The sequence below is a fragment of the Corynebacterium nasorum genome (assembly GCF_030229765.1).
Classification (GTDB): Bacteria; Actinomycetota; Actinomycetes; order Mycobacteriales; family Mycobacteriaceae; genus Corynebacterium; species Corynebacterium kefirresidentii.
Genome location: NZ_JASPGY010000001.1, coordinates 21,998 through 37,760, shown reverse-complemented (window position 1 = coordinate 37,760; position 15,763 = coordinate 21,998). Strand labels below are relative to the sequence as shown.

Here is a 15,763-nt window from a genome sequence, read left to right as displayed (position 1 = left end):
TTCTCATGCAATCCGTCAATGTAAAGCTGCCTTCGAGCCGGGGTACTGAGATGGCTGGAACCATCGACTTCCCGGATTCTCCCCCGATCGCCTACGCCATCTTTGCCCATTGCTTCGCCGGCTCCCGCCATACCCCTGGTGCCGCCCGCACCGCGAAGCAGCTCACCGAGTTCGGCATCGCCACGCTGCGCTTTGATTTTCCCGGCCTGGGCCAGTCCGCCGGTGAATTCGGCGATACTACCTTTAGCCAAAACGTCGATGACATCCACGCCGCAGCCGCGTGGCTGACGGAACACTATTCTGCACCCCAATTGCTGATGGGCCACTCGCTGGGCGGAGCCGCCGCTTTGAAGGCAGCTACGACCATGAAGTCCCTCAAAGCGGTAGCTACCCTCGGCGCCCCGTTTGATCCAGCCCACTCCGTGCTTCACTACGCGGATAAGATTGGCGAGGTCGACGCCAATGGTGAAGTAGAAGTCGTCCTCGGCGGCCGCGGGCTCATCATCTCCCGCAAGTTCTTGGAGGACTTGGCAGATACCAACCCCGAGGAATATCTGCCTAAGCTACGCAAGCCCTTGATGGTGTTGCACTCTCCCATCGACCAAACCGTGGGTATCGATAATGCGCAGAATATCTTCCTCCTCACGCGCTACCCCAAGTCCTTGGTCTCCCTCGACAAGGCCGACCACCTGCTCACCAAGCAAGGTACGGCCGCTCGTGCAGCGGATCTCATTGGGGCGTGGGCCGAGCAGTTTATCGTTCCCGATTACACGCCGGAAGAAGTAGGTACCGACGCCGCCGTTGCGCAGCCGGCCACCGGCACCAAATTCGGCGTGGTCGTGCGCCACAATGACCATAGCCTTAGCGCCGACCGCACTAAAAAGAACGGCGGCAAGGGCAAGGGTTTTACCGCCGAGGGCCTTCTTATGTCTGCCCTCGCTGCGGCGTCGACCCAAGCTATCAAGGAGGCTGGCAAAAAGCTCGCGCTTGGCGACGTCCATGTGAGCATCATCCAAACCGGCCCTGCCAGCTTCGAGCGCCGTATCGAACTCGCCGGTAACCTCTCAGCGGAAGAGGTATCAATTTTGCACTCTGCCGCGAAGGATACTGATGTCGAGCGCATGCTAGGCAACGTCACCATCGTGGACGCACACTAATGCCTGCTTATGACTCCTCGCGCCGCTGTCCTTGTGGCACCGGCCTTTCCTACGGCGAGTGCTGCGGCAAGTACCATGCCGGTAGCAATGCGCCCACCGCAGAAGCGCTCATGCGCTCCCGGTTTAGCGCTTTTGTTACCGGCGACGAGGAGTACTTGCTGCGCACGTGGGATCCTGTCACTCGACCTGAGGCCCTCGACTTGGCAGACTCCCCCATTAGGTTCTACCGCCTCGATATCCTAGATACCCAAGGCGGCGGCCTTATGGATAGTTCCGGCGTAGTGGAATTTGAGGCGTTTTATAAGGGAGCAGCTGTCGGTTCGCAGCGCGAACGTTCCTCGTTCCGCCGCTTCGACGGTACGTGGGTGTATTCCACCGGCGAGCTTTAACGCAGGTTACACCCCAAATTTCACAGTAGAATCCTACTGATGTAATCTAGATGAGTCGCACAGTGCGACGGCGGGCTATGGCGCAGTTTGGTAGCGCACTACACTGGGGGTGTAGGGGTCGCAGGTTCAAATCCTGTTAGCCCGACAAAAAGCGGCCAGCACCTACACGGTGCTGGCTTTTCTTATACTGCAAGCAAAATCGAGATTCCCAGCGCAATGAGCACCACGGGAAAGAGCACACTCTCCCACTTCTCCAGCGCTTCGGCTATTCCAGGCCGAGTTGCCACAAACCGCGCCGCCCAAACAAGTGGGGCTACAAGCGCAAGAAAGACGGCACAATAAACTGCTACTTCGGCCGGCGTAGAGGTAGTAAAAACGGGCACGTATACGCCGATATTGTCCCCTCCATTGGCAAAAGTGACTCCGGCGACCGCCAGCGTGCTCAGCTTTTTACCGGAAATATCCTCATCGTCATCCTCACCTCGGAATGCTTGCCACGCCGCCCACAGGCCCAATAACAACGGGATGAGGCCAAAGTAGCGAATGAGATCGGTCGGTATAACGGCGTTGAAGCCCAATCCGACAACGGAAGAGGCCACCAGTATGCCAAGGAAACCGAGATACTGGCCCATCAGTATCGCGGCAGTTGTTCCCTTGCGCCCAGCACCGCGGGCGAAAAAGAGGGATAGCACTATAATGTCATCGATATTGGTGGCCACAAATAGCCCAGCGGCCGCTGCGAGAGTAGTAAGCACTCACCCAGCCTATCGCGCCATGACACTTGTCATGAAAATTTCATGACAGATCCTATTCACCATTCTTGCTGGCCCCGAATACCTTTTAGGTATGAGCACGACAGACCTTAGGGCTAAACACACGCCAGCCATAAAAGTATCCGGAGTCAGTAAAACTTTCGCCTCGAGGAGCTCAGAGCCGGTCCGTGCGCTGAGCGAGGTTTCATTTAGCATCTCCCAAGGCGAGATCGTAGGGCTCCTAGGCACCAATGGTGCAGGTAAAACCACCCTCTTTGACCTCATCCTAGGGCTCACCACCCCCACCGCAGGCAACATTGCCGTGCTTGGCCGCACCCCACGGGCCGCCGTCCAAGGCTCAGAAATCGGTGCCGTACTGCAAACCGGCGGCCTCCTACCCGAGCTCACAGTCCTTGACACCCTGCAGATGATGTCCGCCACCTTTCCACATCCACTGCCAGTCGGGGATATAGCCGCACAAGCCGACCTCACACGGATCCTTCACCGAAAGGTGGGCAAATGTTCTGGTGGCGAACAACAGCGTGTACGCTTCGCCCTCGCGCTTTTAGGCAATCCCCACGTTCTCTTGCTCGATGAGCCTACTGCGGGAATGGATGCTAATGCTCGCCACGAATTCTGGACCACCATGCGCCGCCAGGCAGAGATGGGACGAACTATTGTCTTTGCCACCCACTATCTGGAGGAGGCGGACAATTTTGCGCAAAGGATTATTCTCCTTCATGAAGGCCAACTACGTGCGGATGCAAGCGCCCAGGATTTTCGCGAGCAGTCGGCCCAGCGCATTGTCGAGGCGAAGTTCGCAGGGCCAGTCCCCTCTACAGACGAGCTACCGATTTCTGCCGAGATTTCCCAGTCTGGCGACTACGCCCGCATGGTAACCAGTGACTCTGATGCGCTTGCAAGATACCTCCTTAACCACACCTCGGCGCGCGACATCACAATTCGGAACCGCTCCTTAGAGGACGCATTTTTAGCGATGACTGCGCCCCAACCTTAACCAGCCACTTCCAGTAAACCTTTACACAAGGAATCTCCCATGACGATTAAACCTGCAACCACCACTGCACGAACCCTGCGGTTTGCTGCCCATAACCTGCTGCGCCTGCGTCGAAACTTCACCCCGATATTTTTCAGCACCATTTTGCCGGTGTTTTTCTATCTCCTCTTCGGCGCCATGATGGACTTTGGCGATACCCCCTTTAAAGGAGGTAATTATGCTGCCTTAGAAATGATCAGCATGGCACTCTACGGCGGCGTCGCTGGTTCCGTTGCAGCCGCTGGCTCCGCCGTCACCGATGCCAAGACTGGGTGGGCACGCCAACTAGCGCTTACTCCATTACGCTCACGCCAGCTGCTATGGGCAAACCTCATATCCATCGGCTTTCAAGCCCTGCTACCCATTACGGCAGTATATTTGACTGGCGCCGCTACACATGCGGAAATGCAGCCACACCAGTGGATCTTAAGCTTCATTTCCTGCCTCCTAGTTTCCATTCCCTTGGGCTTTTATGGCTTGGTGTGGGCAATGGCGTTGCCCACCGACAACTCCGTCGCAATCGCCTCGACGTCTGTTGTTCTTTTTCTTTTCGCGGCGAATGTGTTCACACCGCTGACCAAGCCGCTAATGGAGTGGGGCCGCTTCACTCCCCTTTTCGGTCCAGCTGTACTAGCCCAGTGGCCTCTGGCAGAAGGAAGCCAGTTTCTCAACGGGGATGAAGGCACGATTACGCACCCGTTGTGGATGGCGTGGCTAAACTTCACGGTATGGACGACAATCTTCCTGACCGCGTGTCTCCTGCTACGCTCCCGCGACAAAGCTCGGCGCTGATGTCATCTCTCCGAGAGCCATTCCGCGGTTTCAGCCTCAAAAGTGCGCTTTTTGCTAGTGTGTGGTTAGTCTTCCTCATTCCCGGACTGGGGAGCACTTTTGCCGCGCCGGGGATGACCCTTACTAATCAAACCGGGGCCCTTTCGTGCGCTCTAGTGTTCGGTCTTGTCTATTTCTTCGCTTTCGGCGCTGGAGGCTACTACCCCCGCGGATGGCGGGTAGAGCAGCGAATCGGGCTGTATTGGTTTGCACTTGCAGCCATCGCGGTATTGTCGACTGTCTTCTTCGGGAGCATTGCCGTCATTTTTGCGCCGTACTTGGCGGCATTGCTCGGCTTTAACCTTCCTTTGCGCCACAGCTTAGCGTTCACCCTTCTTACAGGGGCTGTGGTGGCTGCTGCCACTTGGTACCTTACGCCCAAAAATATCGGCTGGGTCCTCATCGTCCTTTTCGCTTGGCCAATATTTTTAGTGCTGCTCGGCACCTTTTCCCAGCGTCAAGATAGTCGCGCAGAGCTAGAACGCCGATTGGAGCTGGCACGCCAGCGCGAGGATATTGCGACCGATGTTCACGATCTCTTGGGGCACTCTCTTACCGTGATTAATCTTAAGTCCGAGCTGGCGCGCCGGCTAATAGATACGGATCCACAGCGGGCAAGGCAGGAACTGCAAGAGGTAAGTGAGCTTTCTCGCCGAGGTCTGGCGGAAGTCCGCTCCACAGTGACTCGGATGCGTATGCCCACCTTTGAAGGCGAAATCCACGCCGCTCGGAGGGCGCTCGAAACCGCGGGTATTGCGCCCTATTTGCCTTCGGCTACCAAGGCCACTGGTCTTTATGACGCCGAATTTTCCTGGGCGCTGCGCGAATTGACCACCAACGTGGTCCGGCACTCCGGTGCCACCCATTGCTGGGTCCAAGTGACAGACCACCAACTGCAGGTAGCAGACGATGGCTGCGGATTCGGTGCAGAAGAAAGCCTGTTCCGTCCCCAAGGAGGGCTTAGTGGTCTGCGCAAACGCGTGACAAAAGCTGGCGGGCAGCTGCTTTTTACGCGCCGCAATGACTGCACGCTCGCCTTGGTTACTATGGACGGAGACAACGACTTTCTTCCTCTTAGCACCGACGGAGGTGTAGGCGATGCCTGAAACCATTCGAGTTCTCATTGCTGAGGACCAATCATTGGTGCGAGGCGCGCTAGTTGCTCTCTTGGAAACAGAGCCAGACATTAGCGTTGTGGCACAGTGTGCAACGGGTGCGGAGGTTGCGGGGCTCGTCGCCAAGCATAGCGTCGATGTTGCTCTGCTGGATATTGAAATGCCCGGCAAGAACGGGCTAGATGCCGCCGCTGAACTGCAAGGCACGGGCTGCCGCAGCCTCATAGTCACTACCTTCGGCCGCGGTGGCTACGTGAAACGGGCGCTGGAGACCGGAGTTTCCGGGTTCGTAGTCAAAGATACCCCGCCAGAAAAACTAGCCGAAGACATTCGGCGGGTGCACTCCGGGTTCAAGGTCATTGACCCAGCACTCGCCCAAGAGACCATTTTCATTCAGGAAAATCCACTGAACACACGCGAACAGGAAGTCGCAAAATTTGTCTTGAAAGGTAGCGGAACTCACCAGATCGCCCGCAAGGTACACCTGAGCAATGGCACGGTACGCAATATTGTATCTTCGCTCATCGCTAAAACCGCGGCTGAAAATCGCTTTGAGGCAGCGACCATTGCGCAAGCACAAGGTTGGCTTTAATAAAACGCGGCCCCGGTGCTGAAATCCCCCTGTTGCTTGTATATGCCTAATCGGGCCTTTTTAGCTCGAGCACATTGACCATGCCCTGAAGGATTATATCCATCACCTTAGAAGCCAGGTTGAAGTAGAAATTAGCCGAGTGATAGCGCAAGGCCCCTACGGTACTTAGCTGCGAGAGGCCGTGGATGGAAGCCCACAAAGCTGCAATCTGGGTAAAAAGAATCCACGGCGAACGTGGTCCATTAGACTCAGAAATGGCATCTCGCACCAAATTCATGATGAAGGTAAATGCCTTGCCCATATCAAATGGTTGCTCAGTTTCGCCGGTCTCGTCGAAAGAAACGGGGACGATTGAGCGGCTAGAGACCTCAATGAGGGCAACAAACCCAATGGGATCCTCAAGCGCATATTCCAAGTACCCAAAGCCGGTTGCCTTGATATAAGCAAGTCCGTGGGAGCCTTCAGGCAGAACCTGGTTTTGGCGCATGATTGCCAGCGTATTAGCTTCATCCAAGGATTCTTCCAAAGCACGCAACAGGTGAGAATCGCCGTCAAAGAGATGCTCGGCATCTGGCAGATCTACGCCCGCCCGTGCAGCTGCTGAGCCCAGATGCAGATTAGGAAGCCCATTGTAGACGATTTCTTCCGCCGCACCTCGGAAAATGGCTGCGCGCTTTTCCTCCGCCGTGCACTTTGGCATGTCCTTTGCAGCAGTAGTAAACGGGACCGGCGGTTCCCCAGAAAGCGCCTCTGGTTCGAAGGGGGCTATCTGCCCGTCGCGCAAGCAAATTTCCAAGCCGGAAAACAACGTCTCAAGACAAGCATTAAAGGTCTGCTTCTTCGCCGTCGGCGAAAGGTGTCGCATAATTCCAAACGTGGCCAAGTGGGTAATTCCCTGCAGCTCACACAAGAAAGAGAGCGACTGGATAACTACCAGCCGGTGCTTAAACTCGCCCCGTGCGGCAACTGCCGCATCCCGCATGTGCTCGAGTACCCAGCGGAAGATGGGAGGAAATGCGTCGAAGCTTTCCGCCTGCTCAATGCCGTCTTCAAAGTTGGGAAAGCTCGTCGCCGTCTGACAGTTATTATAAGCAGCGAAATAGGTCGGGTTTTCAATAGCTAAGTTAAAGTAAACCTTGGCTACTTCACGAAGTTTCTCAATAGCCGCAGCATCATCCGGCAACCTATCTAGTGCCTTAAACGCTGCCACACGGATTCTTTCATCCAGGAATCGGCTGGTTTGAATATATAGGTCGTGGTCGTCTTCAAAAAAGGACTTAGCTTCATCGACTGGCACATCGATTTGCTCCGCGACAGCACAAACCTGTAAAGCGTCGCGCCCACCCTTGGCCAGGATACGAGCACTCTGCTCCAGCAAGCGCTGCTTAGCGGAGCCCGCGTGGGAGACGGAGCCTTCAAGATTGTTCACACAAATAATCCTAGCGATTTCCTGCAAAAATTCAGCCCGATTCGCCCATTTTATAGTTCAATTCACCCACAAAAAGGTGACATCACTGGGATAGACCTATTGCAGATCACTGCGTTCAAGCCCGATACAATTTTGGCCCCAACCCTGACGGGTTGGGGCCAAAATAAAAACTAACTGTTCACCCGTCTAGCAGGTGAACGCTATTTACTCGTTGCCGAGCTTGCCATCAGCAGCGTCGCGAGCCTTGTCGATCTGGTCTGCCTTGTCCTCGCCCAGCTTGCCCTTAGCTGCGTCAGCAGCCTTGTCCAAGCCCTTATCGGTGAACTCTTCGCCCTTGTCGGAGTTCAGTGCATCCTTGGCCTTATCGAAGATACCCATGTGGTTATCCTTTCTTCTAGTTCTAGCTTTGTCTAATTATTGCCGTGTCCGGCAACACATCCCAACGTACCGATACTTCTAGCTCCATGCCACCAAATCGAGCGATTGAGTCACTAGACCAAATATTCTTTTCCGCTAAACCAAAAGCAATTCCGCTCTGTAACGGAGTTCTTCTCAGAATGACAAATGGAGGCCCCACAGCCTGACGACCATGTCAGGCCACTGGCTTAGCCGCACTCCAAAGCCCCATGCTATTAGGCAGCGGCAGCATTTTGGCTAATACCAAATGCCCAGATTCTTGCGAATGCTAGCGTTAGACGATATTGACGTTTCCTCCCCTGACAAAGGCTTTGCACCATGGCTACTGCTAACCCACCGCGCCCATCACACCCGGATACGGGCGGCGAATTTTTTGGCTTAGTTTGGCCAGGCAAAGACGCAGCCCGAGAAGCCGCACATACGCCCTTGGCGCGGAATTTCCCGCTCGATTCTGCTCTTAGTACACCGGGTGACTCCCTCAATAGGATTTTTGCCGCAGATAACCTTCCAGTCTTAAAAGAGCTAGCCGCCCGCCGGGAAGTCTTCGACGTCATATATATCGATCCCCCTTATAACACGGGCAAAGACTTCGTCTACCGCGATAACTATCGTTTACGTCGCCAGATGCGTTCAGGTAGCTATGCGGAATGGCACTCGGAATGGCTGTCGATGATGCTCCCCCGGTTAATTTTGGCTCGTGAAGTACTGTCCCCTGAGGGGTTCATCTTCGTCTCCATTGGCGAAGACGAGGTAGCCAATACCCGCAAGGTTCTCGATGAGGTTTTTGGCGAGGGATGCTTTGCCGGCCAATTGATTTGGAAGAAGGCCGGTACTGGCAAAAATGATGCAAAATACGCCGTGGTAGAGCACGAATACATCCTGTGTTATGCCCGAACTCCAGACAACCCCGGTTTCAATATCGATATCCGAGGTCATACCTCCACTAAATATAACCATGAGGATGACAAGGGAAAATACTCCTTGGTACGCCTAGATTCTAAAACCCTTGGTTACCTTCCTTCTCTAGATTTTCCTATTTCAGGGCCCGATGGAAAGGAGTATTGGCCAGACCAACCGGTGGGAAAGAAAAAGGTCGCTCGCTGGCGATGGAGCCTCGACAAGGTGGAACAGTTCTACGATGAGCTGGTTTTCCGTCGAGGGTTTGTCTACACCAAGAACTACCAGAAGGTAGGAGCACGCCCACGTTCGATCCTGGACGGCGAGCGCTTTGGAGTGACCCGCACCGGCCGACGCGATGCGGAGGAAGCAATGGGTATAGAGGGCATCTTCGATTTTCCAAAGCCGGTACGCCTGATTAAACACCTTCTGTCCATTGGTGGTGGCAAGGATGCTCGCGTCTTAGACTTCTTTGCTGGGTCCGGCACCACAGCGCAGGCGGTTATAGAGCTCAACGCCGAAGATGGGGGGTCCAGGACTTTCCATCTAGCGCAAATTCCGGAGCCTACCTCCCCGCGTAGCACGGCTCACCGCGCTGGTTTTTCTACCGTTGCAGATATTTGCATGGAAAGGGTGCGCAAGGTTCCAGGTGCTACCTTTCAGGTCTTTAAGCAGAGCTAGGTTTGTGCGGTACCGGCAGGACGACCAGGAATTCCGAAGAAATCTAAGACGCGATCGGTAGCGAAGAACCTACCTACCTCGTTGTGCGCGTCCGCCGTGCCTCCAGGCCACACGTGCGAACCCCCGGCGATACGGATATGTTCGAGCGGTGCGGTACAACCACTCCACCTCATATCGAGCGCATTATTGACCAAGCGGGTGGTATCGACCTTGGTCGAACAACCATTGCGTTTGCGGTCCTGTTCCAGCACGGACTCCACGGAGTAGTACTTGGTCTTGTGGCGAGTGCCTCCGTAATAGCCCACCACAGGGTCTACGGTGCCGTGCATATCCAGCCGCCCGACGGGAGAGTGCGCACAGTTTTTCAGAATGTCTTCATAATAGGCAGCGGAAACGGTGGCAACGGATTTGAAGGTATCGGGCATCTGGCAGGCCAGATAGGCAGCGAATCCGCCGCCATTAGACATACCGGTGGCAAAAATTCGACCATCATCTACGCGGTAAGTAGCGCGGACCGCATCAATTATTTCCCGCACAAACTTCTTATCTTCCGTTGTCGAGGTCTTGGCATATGGAGCGGGGCTCCACGCCTTTTTCTTGCCTTCTGGGAAAATCATGATGGCATCTGCAGCATCAAGACGAGAATAACCACGGAGGTTTTCGGCAGACTGACCCCACCCGTGAAAGGCGAGGACGATAGGCCATTTTTTATCCCCAGAATAGTCTTTGGGCACACTGAGGATAAAGGAACGCCCGGAAGGCAGGTTGATCGTCCTAAAAGAGCCCGGCTCAGGGCCGTTCAAGGGTGCGGAGGTAGGGATTCCTAGGTTAACGGTGTTGGTGGTCTCTGCCGCGTGCGGGGACTCTGTTGATTCGCTAGAACACGAAGTGCCAGCAGCGGCAAGGAAACACACAGTTACCGCACCGAGCACGGCCCGAAGTGACCTCGCGTTCATCCTTGTCTTCCCTTCTGCCATGCGTCCCATAAGTGCTTATAACGGCCACCATAATCTAGCAGGTCGTGGTGACTTCCCTGTTCAACCACGCGGCCATTATCCATCACGATGATTCTATCCGCCCGTGCTGCTTGGTCGAGCCGATGCGCCACGACCAACGCCGAACGCCCACGGGTGACTTCGATGGCGGCCTTTTCGAGGGCTTCGGCTCCCACCGAACCCGCCTCCGCAGTGGCCTCATCCATAATGACGATTTTCGGGTCCAAAAGCAATATTCGTGCTAGCGCGAGTTGTTGGGACGCCACAGGATCTAATTGGACTCCCTGTGAGCCGATAACCGTATCTAGGCCCTCGTCTAGTTGCGCAAACCAGCGTGCGCCCACCCGGTCGAGTGCTTGAAGCATCTGTGCGTCGCTTGCCTGAGGGGCAGCCAAAGAAAGATCCTCGCGGAGGGTGCCTGAAAAAACGTGTACCTCTTGGGAGATCATGGCTAATCGCGCCACGCGCTCAGCGTCCGAAAGAAGTGCTACCTCTACCCCGTCGACCAAGACCTTTCCTTCCTCAGGAACCCGCAAGCCAGCCAAAAGTGCGGCCACGGTAGTCTTACCCGCGCCGGAGGCTCCGACTAAAGCCACCGTATGCCCGGCAGGAATATTGAGGCTGATGTCTCGTACAGCCCAGCCACCGTTGCCGTAGCTAAAACTCACATTTCGCATTTCGGCTTCTCCGTATGGGGCTGGAGCGCCGTAATCCGGCACCGCCCGCGGCGGGTCAACGACGACCCCGACTATGCGAGACAGCGAGGCGTAGCCGGATTGTACGGTGTCGATTACCCGCATCAATCCCATGAGTGGGCCCCGCAAACGGATGAGCAGAAGCATGGCTGAGGTTACGGCGCCAACCGTGAGTGCTCCCGTTTGCACCGCCCAAAAACTCACCCCAAGACCACAGCACAGCATGGTGAGCTCGATGCCAGTCATCCACAGCTGTAGAACCATCATGGTTTTACGTGCTGCGTAGCCATCCTTTACCACTTGCGCGGAGGCACGTTCGATGCCGGCATGCATCTGCCCTTCCAGTCCAAAGGCGCGCACGGTCTTTCGCCCTCGTATCGCCTCAAGAAGCCTGCGCGCGCGCTCAGCCATGGCCGCACGCTCGTCGGCATAGCGGCCAGGGGCTCGGTGCAGGTACCTGCAAGCGGCGACTACATATAGCGGCGTAACTGCAACTATTACCAGTATGTATTGCCAATTGAGGCTAAGCAGCGCCACCCCGGTGGTGGTGATGGCAAAAGCAGATTTGGCCAACACTGGTGCGGTCTCGGTGACCGCTGCCGAGAGCTCTGCTACATCATCGGTAGAGCGAGAGACCAAATCCCCGGTGCCCGCTTCCTCCACACGATGTGTGGGCAAGCGCAAAGCGGTAGACAGCATGTCTTCACGCAAAGCCGAAATCACCCGCTCTATAAGGCGGGAGAGAAGAAAGAACCCCGCTGCGGAGAGCACTGCGGAGACGACGGCTACCACTATCAACGAAAGGCCAATAGTAGAAATTGCGCTTTTGGTGATGACGGCATCAACAATCTTTCCCAGCAGGATCGGGATCGCTACATTGGCGCTTGCGCCCGCGGTGAGTAAGGCAATGGCCACGGCAGCCTGCAGCCGCGAACCGGGGACGTCGGAAAGTTGCCGGCTAATTTCTTCGCGCACCTGGCGCCAAGAAGCCGTAGGAAACCGCATCATAGCCTCGATCCCACAGCAGTCCATGCCGGCGAAGCGGCATAAACGAGTGTTGGCTTTATACCGCGGTGGTGTGCTACCCGCTGCGCAATGACTTGCTCAGTCACCGAGTCCACGGCGGTAGTGGGATCGGCTAAAACAAGGACCGCAGGGTCCGCCGCAATTGCTCGTGCTAGCGCCACGCGCTGCTGTTGTCCCCCGGAAAGATTCCGGCCGCCCTCCCCCACCTCGCGATCTAAACCACCCGGGATATCTTCCCCCGCGGCCGTGTAAAGCGCCCGTTTGGCAACCGCGCTATCGGAAGAAATATTCTCCTGCACGGTTCCCTCAAAAAGCAGCGTATCGTGCGGAGCAACAAGGAAACGCTCCCGCGGCAGAAAAACTAGATCACCTGGGACAGGCTCGGCCACTACGCTCACTCCAGGGGCGAGGGCCGGAAGCTGCGGTTTCTTGCCTTCCACGCTGGGAGCAGCAAGGACGGCTGTAATGCGGGCAGCACTTGCCTGCGCGGCTGCCCAGCGCGAGGCAATATTTCGTCCCAACATCGTCATCGGCGTGATGACGAACTGCGTCAGACCAATAACCGTAATAAGCTCACCCACACTGATAGTGGAATGCATTGCCAGCGCACCTGTCCCAAGGCCCACCGCAATGACATACACCGAGCCCAAAATCTCCGTAGCAGCATTGAGGCGCGCTTGGGAGGCATTGGCGTCTACCGTTCGCTCATAGGCAGTGTCAGAGGCCTGGGCATAGCGCATACTCACCGTTGCTACCGCACCCAAGCCTTTGAGTATCCGAAGGCCGTGCACCAGATCGGTGGCCATTGCACTGGCTTTGGCCAACGCCGCCTGGCGGATTCCTGAGCGGGCGCGCAGTGGCTGTGCCGCGCGCACCGAGCCCGACACCACGAGCGGGCCGCCACACAAAATGGCAATGCCCAAGGGTAGATTGATGCGGCTGGTCATGATAGCCACATACACAATGGCGCTAATCTCTGCGACGGGGAATACCGTCATCATCACCGCATTCTGCACCCGCCTAGCGTCCGTGGAGGCAATAGCCAGCAACTCGCCGGCGCTGCGGGGCTTGCCCGCCATTCCACGCGGGTCTTGAATCCTATCCGTGATGGCCATGCGGACATCGTGGCCAATTACCAACATGGCTCGGGCATTCAGCCCGCGCCCGTACCAGGCGGCTAGGGCATTAAGACCGAATGCGGCTACTAATACCGCTAGCCATAGCCCCAGCCGGTGGATGGATCCCTGCTCCACGGCTTCATCGATGGCATGGCCCACTATCATTGGGGTGGTGGCGTTAAGCAGAAAGGACACAACCATGCATAGCGCTGCCGGCACAGTAAGAGCAGGGCGGGAAAAGACCGTCTTCATCAGCCACCTGGGATCTGATGCTGCGGGAAGTGTCCTCATAGGCAGCCATTCTAATTCGCGGTAGGTTAGATGAGCTATGTCGACTCGCCGCCCAGATCCCCGTCACTTTCCTAGCTACCGCAAGGCCTCCACGAAGCAAGGCCCCGGTTTCCGCACTGCCGCGCAACGCACCGCCTCCGCCCAAGCCTTCCGCCGCGGCGCTAGCACGTACCACGATGTACGCCCTGGCTATCCGGACGAAGTCACTGCCCTTATCGCCCCTGCCCACACCGTAGCTGATATAGGTGCAGGTACCGGAAAGCTCACTGAGTCCCTTCCCAATGAGCGGGTTATAGCCTTGGAGCCTTCCGCCGATATGGCGGGAGTTCTCGCTTCCCGTCTACACCTGCCGGTCCTGCGTGCTACGGCCGAAAACACCGCGCTTGCCGACGCCTCCTTAGACGCAGCCTGCCTCGCCCAAACCTGGCACTGGGTTGATGTGGCAGCCGCCTGCGCAGAGCTTGACCGCGTCCTCGCGCCGGGCGGAAAAATCCTCTTGGTCTGGAATACGCTCGATGTCAATGCCGACCCATGGGTTTTGCGGCTTTCTCGCATTATGCACTCTGGCGATGTACATAAACCGGGTTTCTACCCGGACTATACGGCGCCGTGGTCTTTAGAGCGAGAACTCCGCCTGACCTGGGAGCACGAACTTACCCCGGAACAACTTCACCAGCTAATGCATACCCGGTCTTACTGGCTACGCAACGGCGAAGCCATCCATGAGCGCATGACCCACAACCTGGACTGGTACCTCTACGAGCACTTGGGATATACGCCCGGACAAAAACTGCACATCCCGTACCGCACGGATGCCTTTGTGCTGGTACGGGAGTCGGATTAAAGCAGGATCTGCGCTAGGAGCGAGCCCACGACGCAGGAAGTAAATACCGAGATGGCGCCGGGAATCAGGAAGGAGTGGTTGATGACGAACTTGCCAATGTGCGTCGTTCCCGTGCGGTCAAAGCCGATGCAGGCAAGGTCCGAGGGGTAGGTGGGCAAGATGAAGTAGCCGTAGGCCGCGCCGTAGAAACCGACGATGATGGCAGGGTCGATGCCCAGCTGCAGGCCAATCGGAGCAATTGCAACCAAGGCCGCGGCCTGCGAGTTCACCAGCTTAGACACGATGACCAGCACCACGGCGTAGGCCCATGGGGCGGCCTCCACTACGGAGCCCAGGTTGGATTCCAAAGCGTCGATATGGGCTTCGAAGAAGGTATCCGCCATCCAGGCCACACCGAACACGGAGAATACTGCGGTCATGCCGGCTTTAAACACCGGGGTGGAAGCGATCTTTTTTGGGTCTGCCTTGCAGCTGAGCAAGATAATTGCGCCGGCTACCAGCATGACCATTTGGATAACCAGGTTCATAGACAGCGGGCTTAGCTCGCCATCATCTCCCGGAACAAGCGGGCGAAGGAATTCAAAGGCACCGAGGGCGACAACGCTGGCGATAGCGACGAGGAAGATAACTACCGCACGCTTTGCTTCCGGCGAAAATTCCTCATCCATAAGCGACCCAGTGGATTGGTTGATGCTTTCGGCAAACTCCGGATCCTTCATTCGCTCCTGGAATGCCGGATCCTCGTCCAAGTCCTTGCCGCGGCGCAGCGACCACAGTGCGGCAAGAATGACGCCAGAAAGTGACGCTGGAAGAGCCACCATCAGGATCTGCGGGATGGAATAGGCGTGGTCGATAGCGCCGGCATTTTCCGCGATGATAGACGCCAAGGACACGGTGGCCACAGACACTGGAGAGGCCGTAATACCCATCTGCGCCGACGTCGAGGCGACAGCCATCGGGCGTTCTGGGCGGATGCCCTTTTTCAGCGCAATGTCCTCAATAATCGGAAACATCGTGTACACCACGTGGCCCGTACCGCATAGGACCGTCAAGAACCAGGTAGTAAGCGGCGCGAGGATGGTGATGCGCTCTGGGTGGGCGCGAAGGAACTTTTCGGCAAATTGCATCATCACTTCCAACCCGCGGGCCTGTTGCAAGGTAGCCGCGCAACCAATGACTGCGATGATGGTCAGCATCACTGACACCGGAGGCTCGCCCGGGGCGAGGCCGAAAACAAAGACCATGAGCATCAGACCGATGCCGGAGATTAGTCCCAGCCCGATGCCACCATAGCGAGTGCCCAAGAGCAGGGCGCTAAGGATGATGATGATCTGGAGCACGATGGCCAGAATTGAATCTGGCGCGATTACGCTGGCTAACATACAAAGCCTTCCATCACGAGAGGATCTATAACTGGTTATATCCTATCGATCCCCACATGAACGGACATAAACGGACAGGCGAGCTAATTCTCACA

The 15,763-nt window shown here is 56.5% G+C and carries 15 protein-coding genes and 1 tRNA gene; 9 read left to right on the top strand and 7 right to left on the bottom strand.

The window, feature by feature from the left end; all coding sequences use genetic code 11:
- The first annotated feature begins 5 nt into the window (after positions 1-5).
- From QP904_RS00185 to QP904_RS00175, 3 genes are all read left to right on the top strand, one after another.
- Positions 6-1,157, top strand: a complete 1,152-nt coding sequence (locus QP904_RS00185; RefSeq protein ID WP_284835338.1) for a bifunctional alpha/beta hydrolase/OsmC family protein — start codon at positions 6-8, stop codon at positions 1,155-1,157.
- Positions 1,157-1,546, top strand: a complete 390-nt coding sequence (locus tag QP904_RS00180) for a YchJ family protein (protein WP_023021590.1) — start codon at positions 1,157-1,159, stop codon at positions 1,544-1,546. The genes QP904_RS00185 and QP904_RS00180 overlap by 1 nt, the downstream gene beginning before the upstream one ends.
- Positions 1,547-1,617: 71 nt before the next feature.
- A tRNA-Pro gene (locus QP904_RS00175) sits at positions 1,618-1,691 on the top strand.
- 37 nt (positions 1,692-1,728) lie between these two features.
- Here QP904_RS00175 and QP904_RS00170 read toward each other — a convergent pair.
- A complete protein-coding gene (locus tag QP904_RS00170) occupies positions 1,729-2,301 on the bottom strand; it encodes a cadmium resistance transporter (RefSeq protein WP_200287524.1) in 573 nt (190 codons plus the stop codon).
- Positions 2,302-2,392: 91 nt separating this feature from the next.
- Here QP904_RS00170 and QP904_RS00165 point away from each other — a divergent pair, with 91 nt between their 5' ends.
- The 4 genes from QP904_RS00165 (at position 2,393) to QP904_RS00150 (ending at position 5,893) form a co-directional block, all read left to right on the top strand.
- Positions 2,393-3,316, top strand: a complete 924-nt coding sequence (locus tag QP904_RS00165; protein ID WP_259824505.1) for an ABC transporter ATP-binding protein — start codon at positions 2,393-2,395, stop codon at positions 3,314-3,316.
- Between the two features lie 39 nt (positions 3,317-3,355).
- Positions 3,356-4,147 carry an ABC transporter permease gene (locus QP904_RS00160; protein ID WP_200287528.1) on the top strand — a complete coding sequence of 264 codons (792 nt, stop codon included), beginning with the start codon at positions 3,356-3,358 and terminating at the stop codon, positions 4,145-4,147.
- Between the two features lie 155 nt (positions 4,148-4,302).
- A complete protein-coding gene (locus QP904_RS00155; RefSeq protein WP_259824503.1) occupies positions 4,303-5,292 on the top strand; it encodes a sensor histidine kinase in 990 nt (329 codons plus the stop codon).
- Positions 5,285-5,893, top strand: a complete 609-nt coding sequence (locus QP904_RS00150; protein WP_259824501.1) for a response regulator transcription factor — start codon at positions 5,285-5,287, stop codon at positions 5,891-5,893. The genes QP904_RS00155 and QP904_RS00150 overlap by 8 nt, the downstream gene beginning before the upstream one ends.
- Positions 5,894-5,939: 46 nt before the next feature.
- Here QP904_RS00150 and QP904_RS00145 read toward each other — a convergent pair whose 3' ends face one another.
- Positions 5,940-7,322 (bottom strand): hypothetical protein, encoded by a 1,383-nt coding sequence (locus QP904_RS00145; RefSeq protein WP_259824500.1) that lies wholly within the window; start codon positions 7,320-7,322, stop codon positions 5,940-5,942.
- 204 nt (positions 7,323-7,526) lie between these two features.
- Positions 7,527-7,700 carry an antitoxin gene (locus QP904_RS00140; RefSeq protein ID WP_023021594.1) on the bottom strand — a complete coding sequence of 58 codons (174 nt, stop codon included), beginning with the start codon at positions 7,698-7,700 and terminating at the stop codon, positions 7,527-7,529.
- Between the two features lie 357 nt (positions 7,701-8,057).
- On the opposite strand from QP904_RS00140, the gene QP904_RS00135 reads away from it, so the two are divergent.
- Positions 8,058-9,317: a site-specific DNA-methyltransferase gene (locus QP904_RS00135; RefSeq protein WP_284835337.1), complete on the top strand. Its 1,260-nt coding sequence runs from the start codon at positions 8,058-8,060 to the stop codon at positions 9,315-9,317.
- On the opposite strand, the gene QP904_RS00130 is transcribed toward QP904_RS00135, so the two are convergent.
- The 3 genes from QP904_RS00130 to QP904_RS00120 are packed head-to-tail and all read right to left on the bottom strand — an operon-like array spanning position 9,314 to position 13,442.
- Complete coding sequence (locus QP904_RS00130) at positions 9,314-10,273, bottom strand: CE1 family esterase (RefSeq protein ID WP_200287532.1); 960 nt, start codon at positions 10,271-10,273, stop codon at positions 9,314-9,316. The genes QP904_RS00135 and QP904_RS00130 overlap by 4 nt on opposite strands.
- Positions 10,270-12,012 (bottom strand): ABC transporter ATP-binding protein, encoded by a 1,743-nt coding sequence (locus QP904_RS00125; protein WP_284835432.1) that lies wholly within the window; start codon positions 12,010-12,012, stop codon positions 10,270-10,272. The genes QP904_RS00130 and QP904_RS00125 overlap by 4 nt, the downstream gene beginning before the upstream one ends.
- Complete coding sequence (locus QP904_RS00120; protein ID WP_284835336.1) at positions 12,012-13,442, bottom strand: ABC transporter transmembrane domain-containing protein; 1,431 nt, start codon at positions 13,440-13,442, stop codon at positions 12,012-12,014. The genes QP904_RS00125 and QP904_RS00120 overlap by 1 nt, the downstream gene beginning before the upstream one ends.
- A gap of 37 nt (positions 13,443-13,479) precedes the next feature.
- Here QP904_RS00120 and QP904_RS00115 point away from each other — a divergent pair, with 37 nt between their 5' ends.
- The gene (locus tag QP904_RS00115; protein ID WP_023021599.1) at positions 13,480-14,286 is read left to right on the top strand and encodes a class I SAM-dependent methyltransferase; all 807 of its coding nucleotides are present in this window, start codon (positions 13,480-13,482) and stop codon (positions 14,284-14,286) included.
- Here QP904_RS00115 and QP904_RS00110 read toward each other — a convergent pair.
- Entirely contained in the window at positions 14,283-15,668 is a 1,386-nt protein-coding gene (locus QP904_RS00110) for an anaerobic C4-dicarboxylate transporter (protein ID WP_049360916.1), read from the bottom strand. The two genes, QP904_RS00115 and QP904_RS00110, sit on opposite strands and share 4 nt — an antisense overlap.
- Positions 15,669-15,763: the final 95 nt, after the last annotated feature.

What these genes read in the sequence shown, in the direction of transcription:
- QP904_RS00135 (WP_284835337.1), top strand. Translation starts at nt 8,058, where the DNA reads ATGGCTACTGCTAACCCACCGCGCCCATCACACCCGGATACGGGCGGC.
- QP904_RS00160 (WP_200287528.1), top strand. Translation starts at nt 3,356, where the DNA reads ATGACGATTAAACCTGCAACCACCACTGCACGAACCCTGCGGTTTGCT.
- QP904_RS00165 (WP_259824505.1), top strand. Translation starts at nt 2,393, where the DNA reads ATGAGCACGACAGACCTTAGGGCTAAACACACGCCAGCCATAAAAGTA.
- QP904_RS00150 (WP_259824501.1), top strand. Translation starts at nt 5,285, where the DNA reads ATGCCTGAAACCATTCGAGTTCTCATTGCTGAGGACCAATCATTGGTG.
- QP904_RS00130 (WP_200287532.1), bottom strand. Translation starts at nt 10,273, where the DNA reads ATGAACGCGAGGTCACTTCGGGCCGTGCTCGGTGCGGTAACTGTGTGT.
- QP904_RS00120 (WP_284835336.1), bottom strand. Translation starts at nt 13,442, where the DNA reads ATGAGGACACTTCCCGCAGCATCAGATCCCAGGTGGCTGATGAAGACG.
- QP904_RS00140 (WP_023021594.1), bottom strand. Translation starts at nt 7,700, where the DNA reads ATGGGTATCTTCGATAAGGCCAAGGATGCACTGAACTCCGACAAGGGC.
- QP904_RS00180 (WP_023021590.1), top strand. Translation starts at nt 1,157, where the DNA reads ATGCCTGCTTATGACTCCTCGCGCCGCTGTCCTTGTGGCACCGGCCTT.
- QP904_RS00110 (WP_049360916.1), bottom strand. Translation starts at nt 15,668, where the DNA reads ATGTTAGCCAGCGTAATCGCGCCAGATTCAATTCTGGCCATCGTGCTC.
- QP904_RS00185 (WP_284835338.1), top strand. Translation starts at nt 6, where the DNA reads ATGCAATCCGTCAATGTAAAGCTGCCTTCGAGCCGGGGTACTGAGATG.
- QP904_RS00115 (WP_023021599.1), top strand. Translation starts at nt 13,480, where the DNA reads ATGTCGACTCGCCGCCCAGATCCCCGTCACTTTCCTAGCTACCGCAAG.
- QP904_RS00125 (WP_284835432.1), bottom strand. Translation starts at nt 12,012, where the DNA reads ATGCGGTTTCCTACGGCTTCTTGGCGCCAGGTGCGCGAAGAAATTAGC.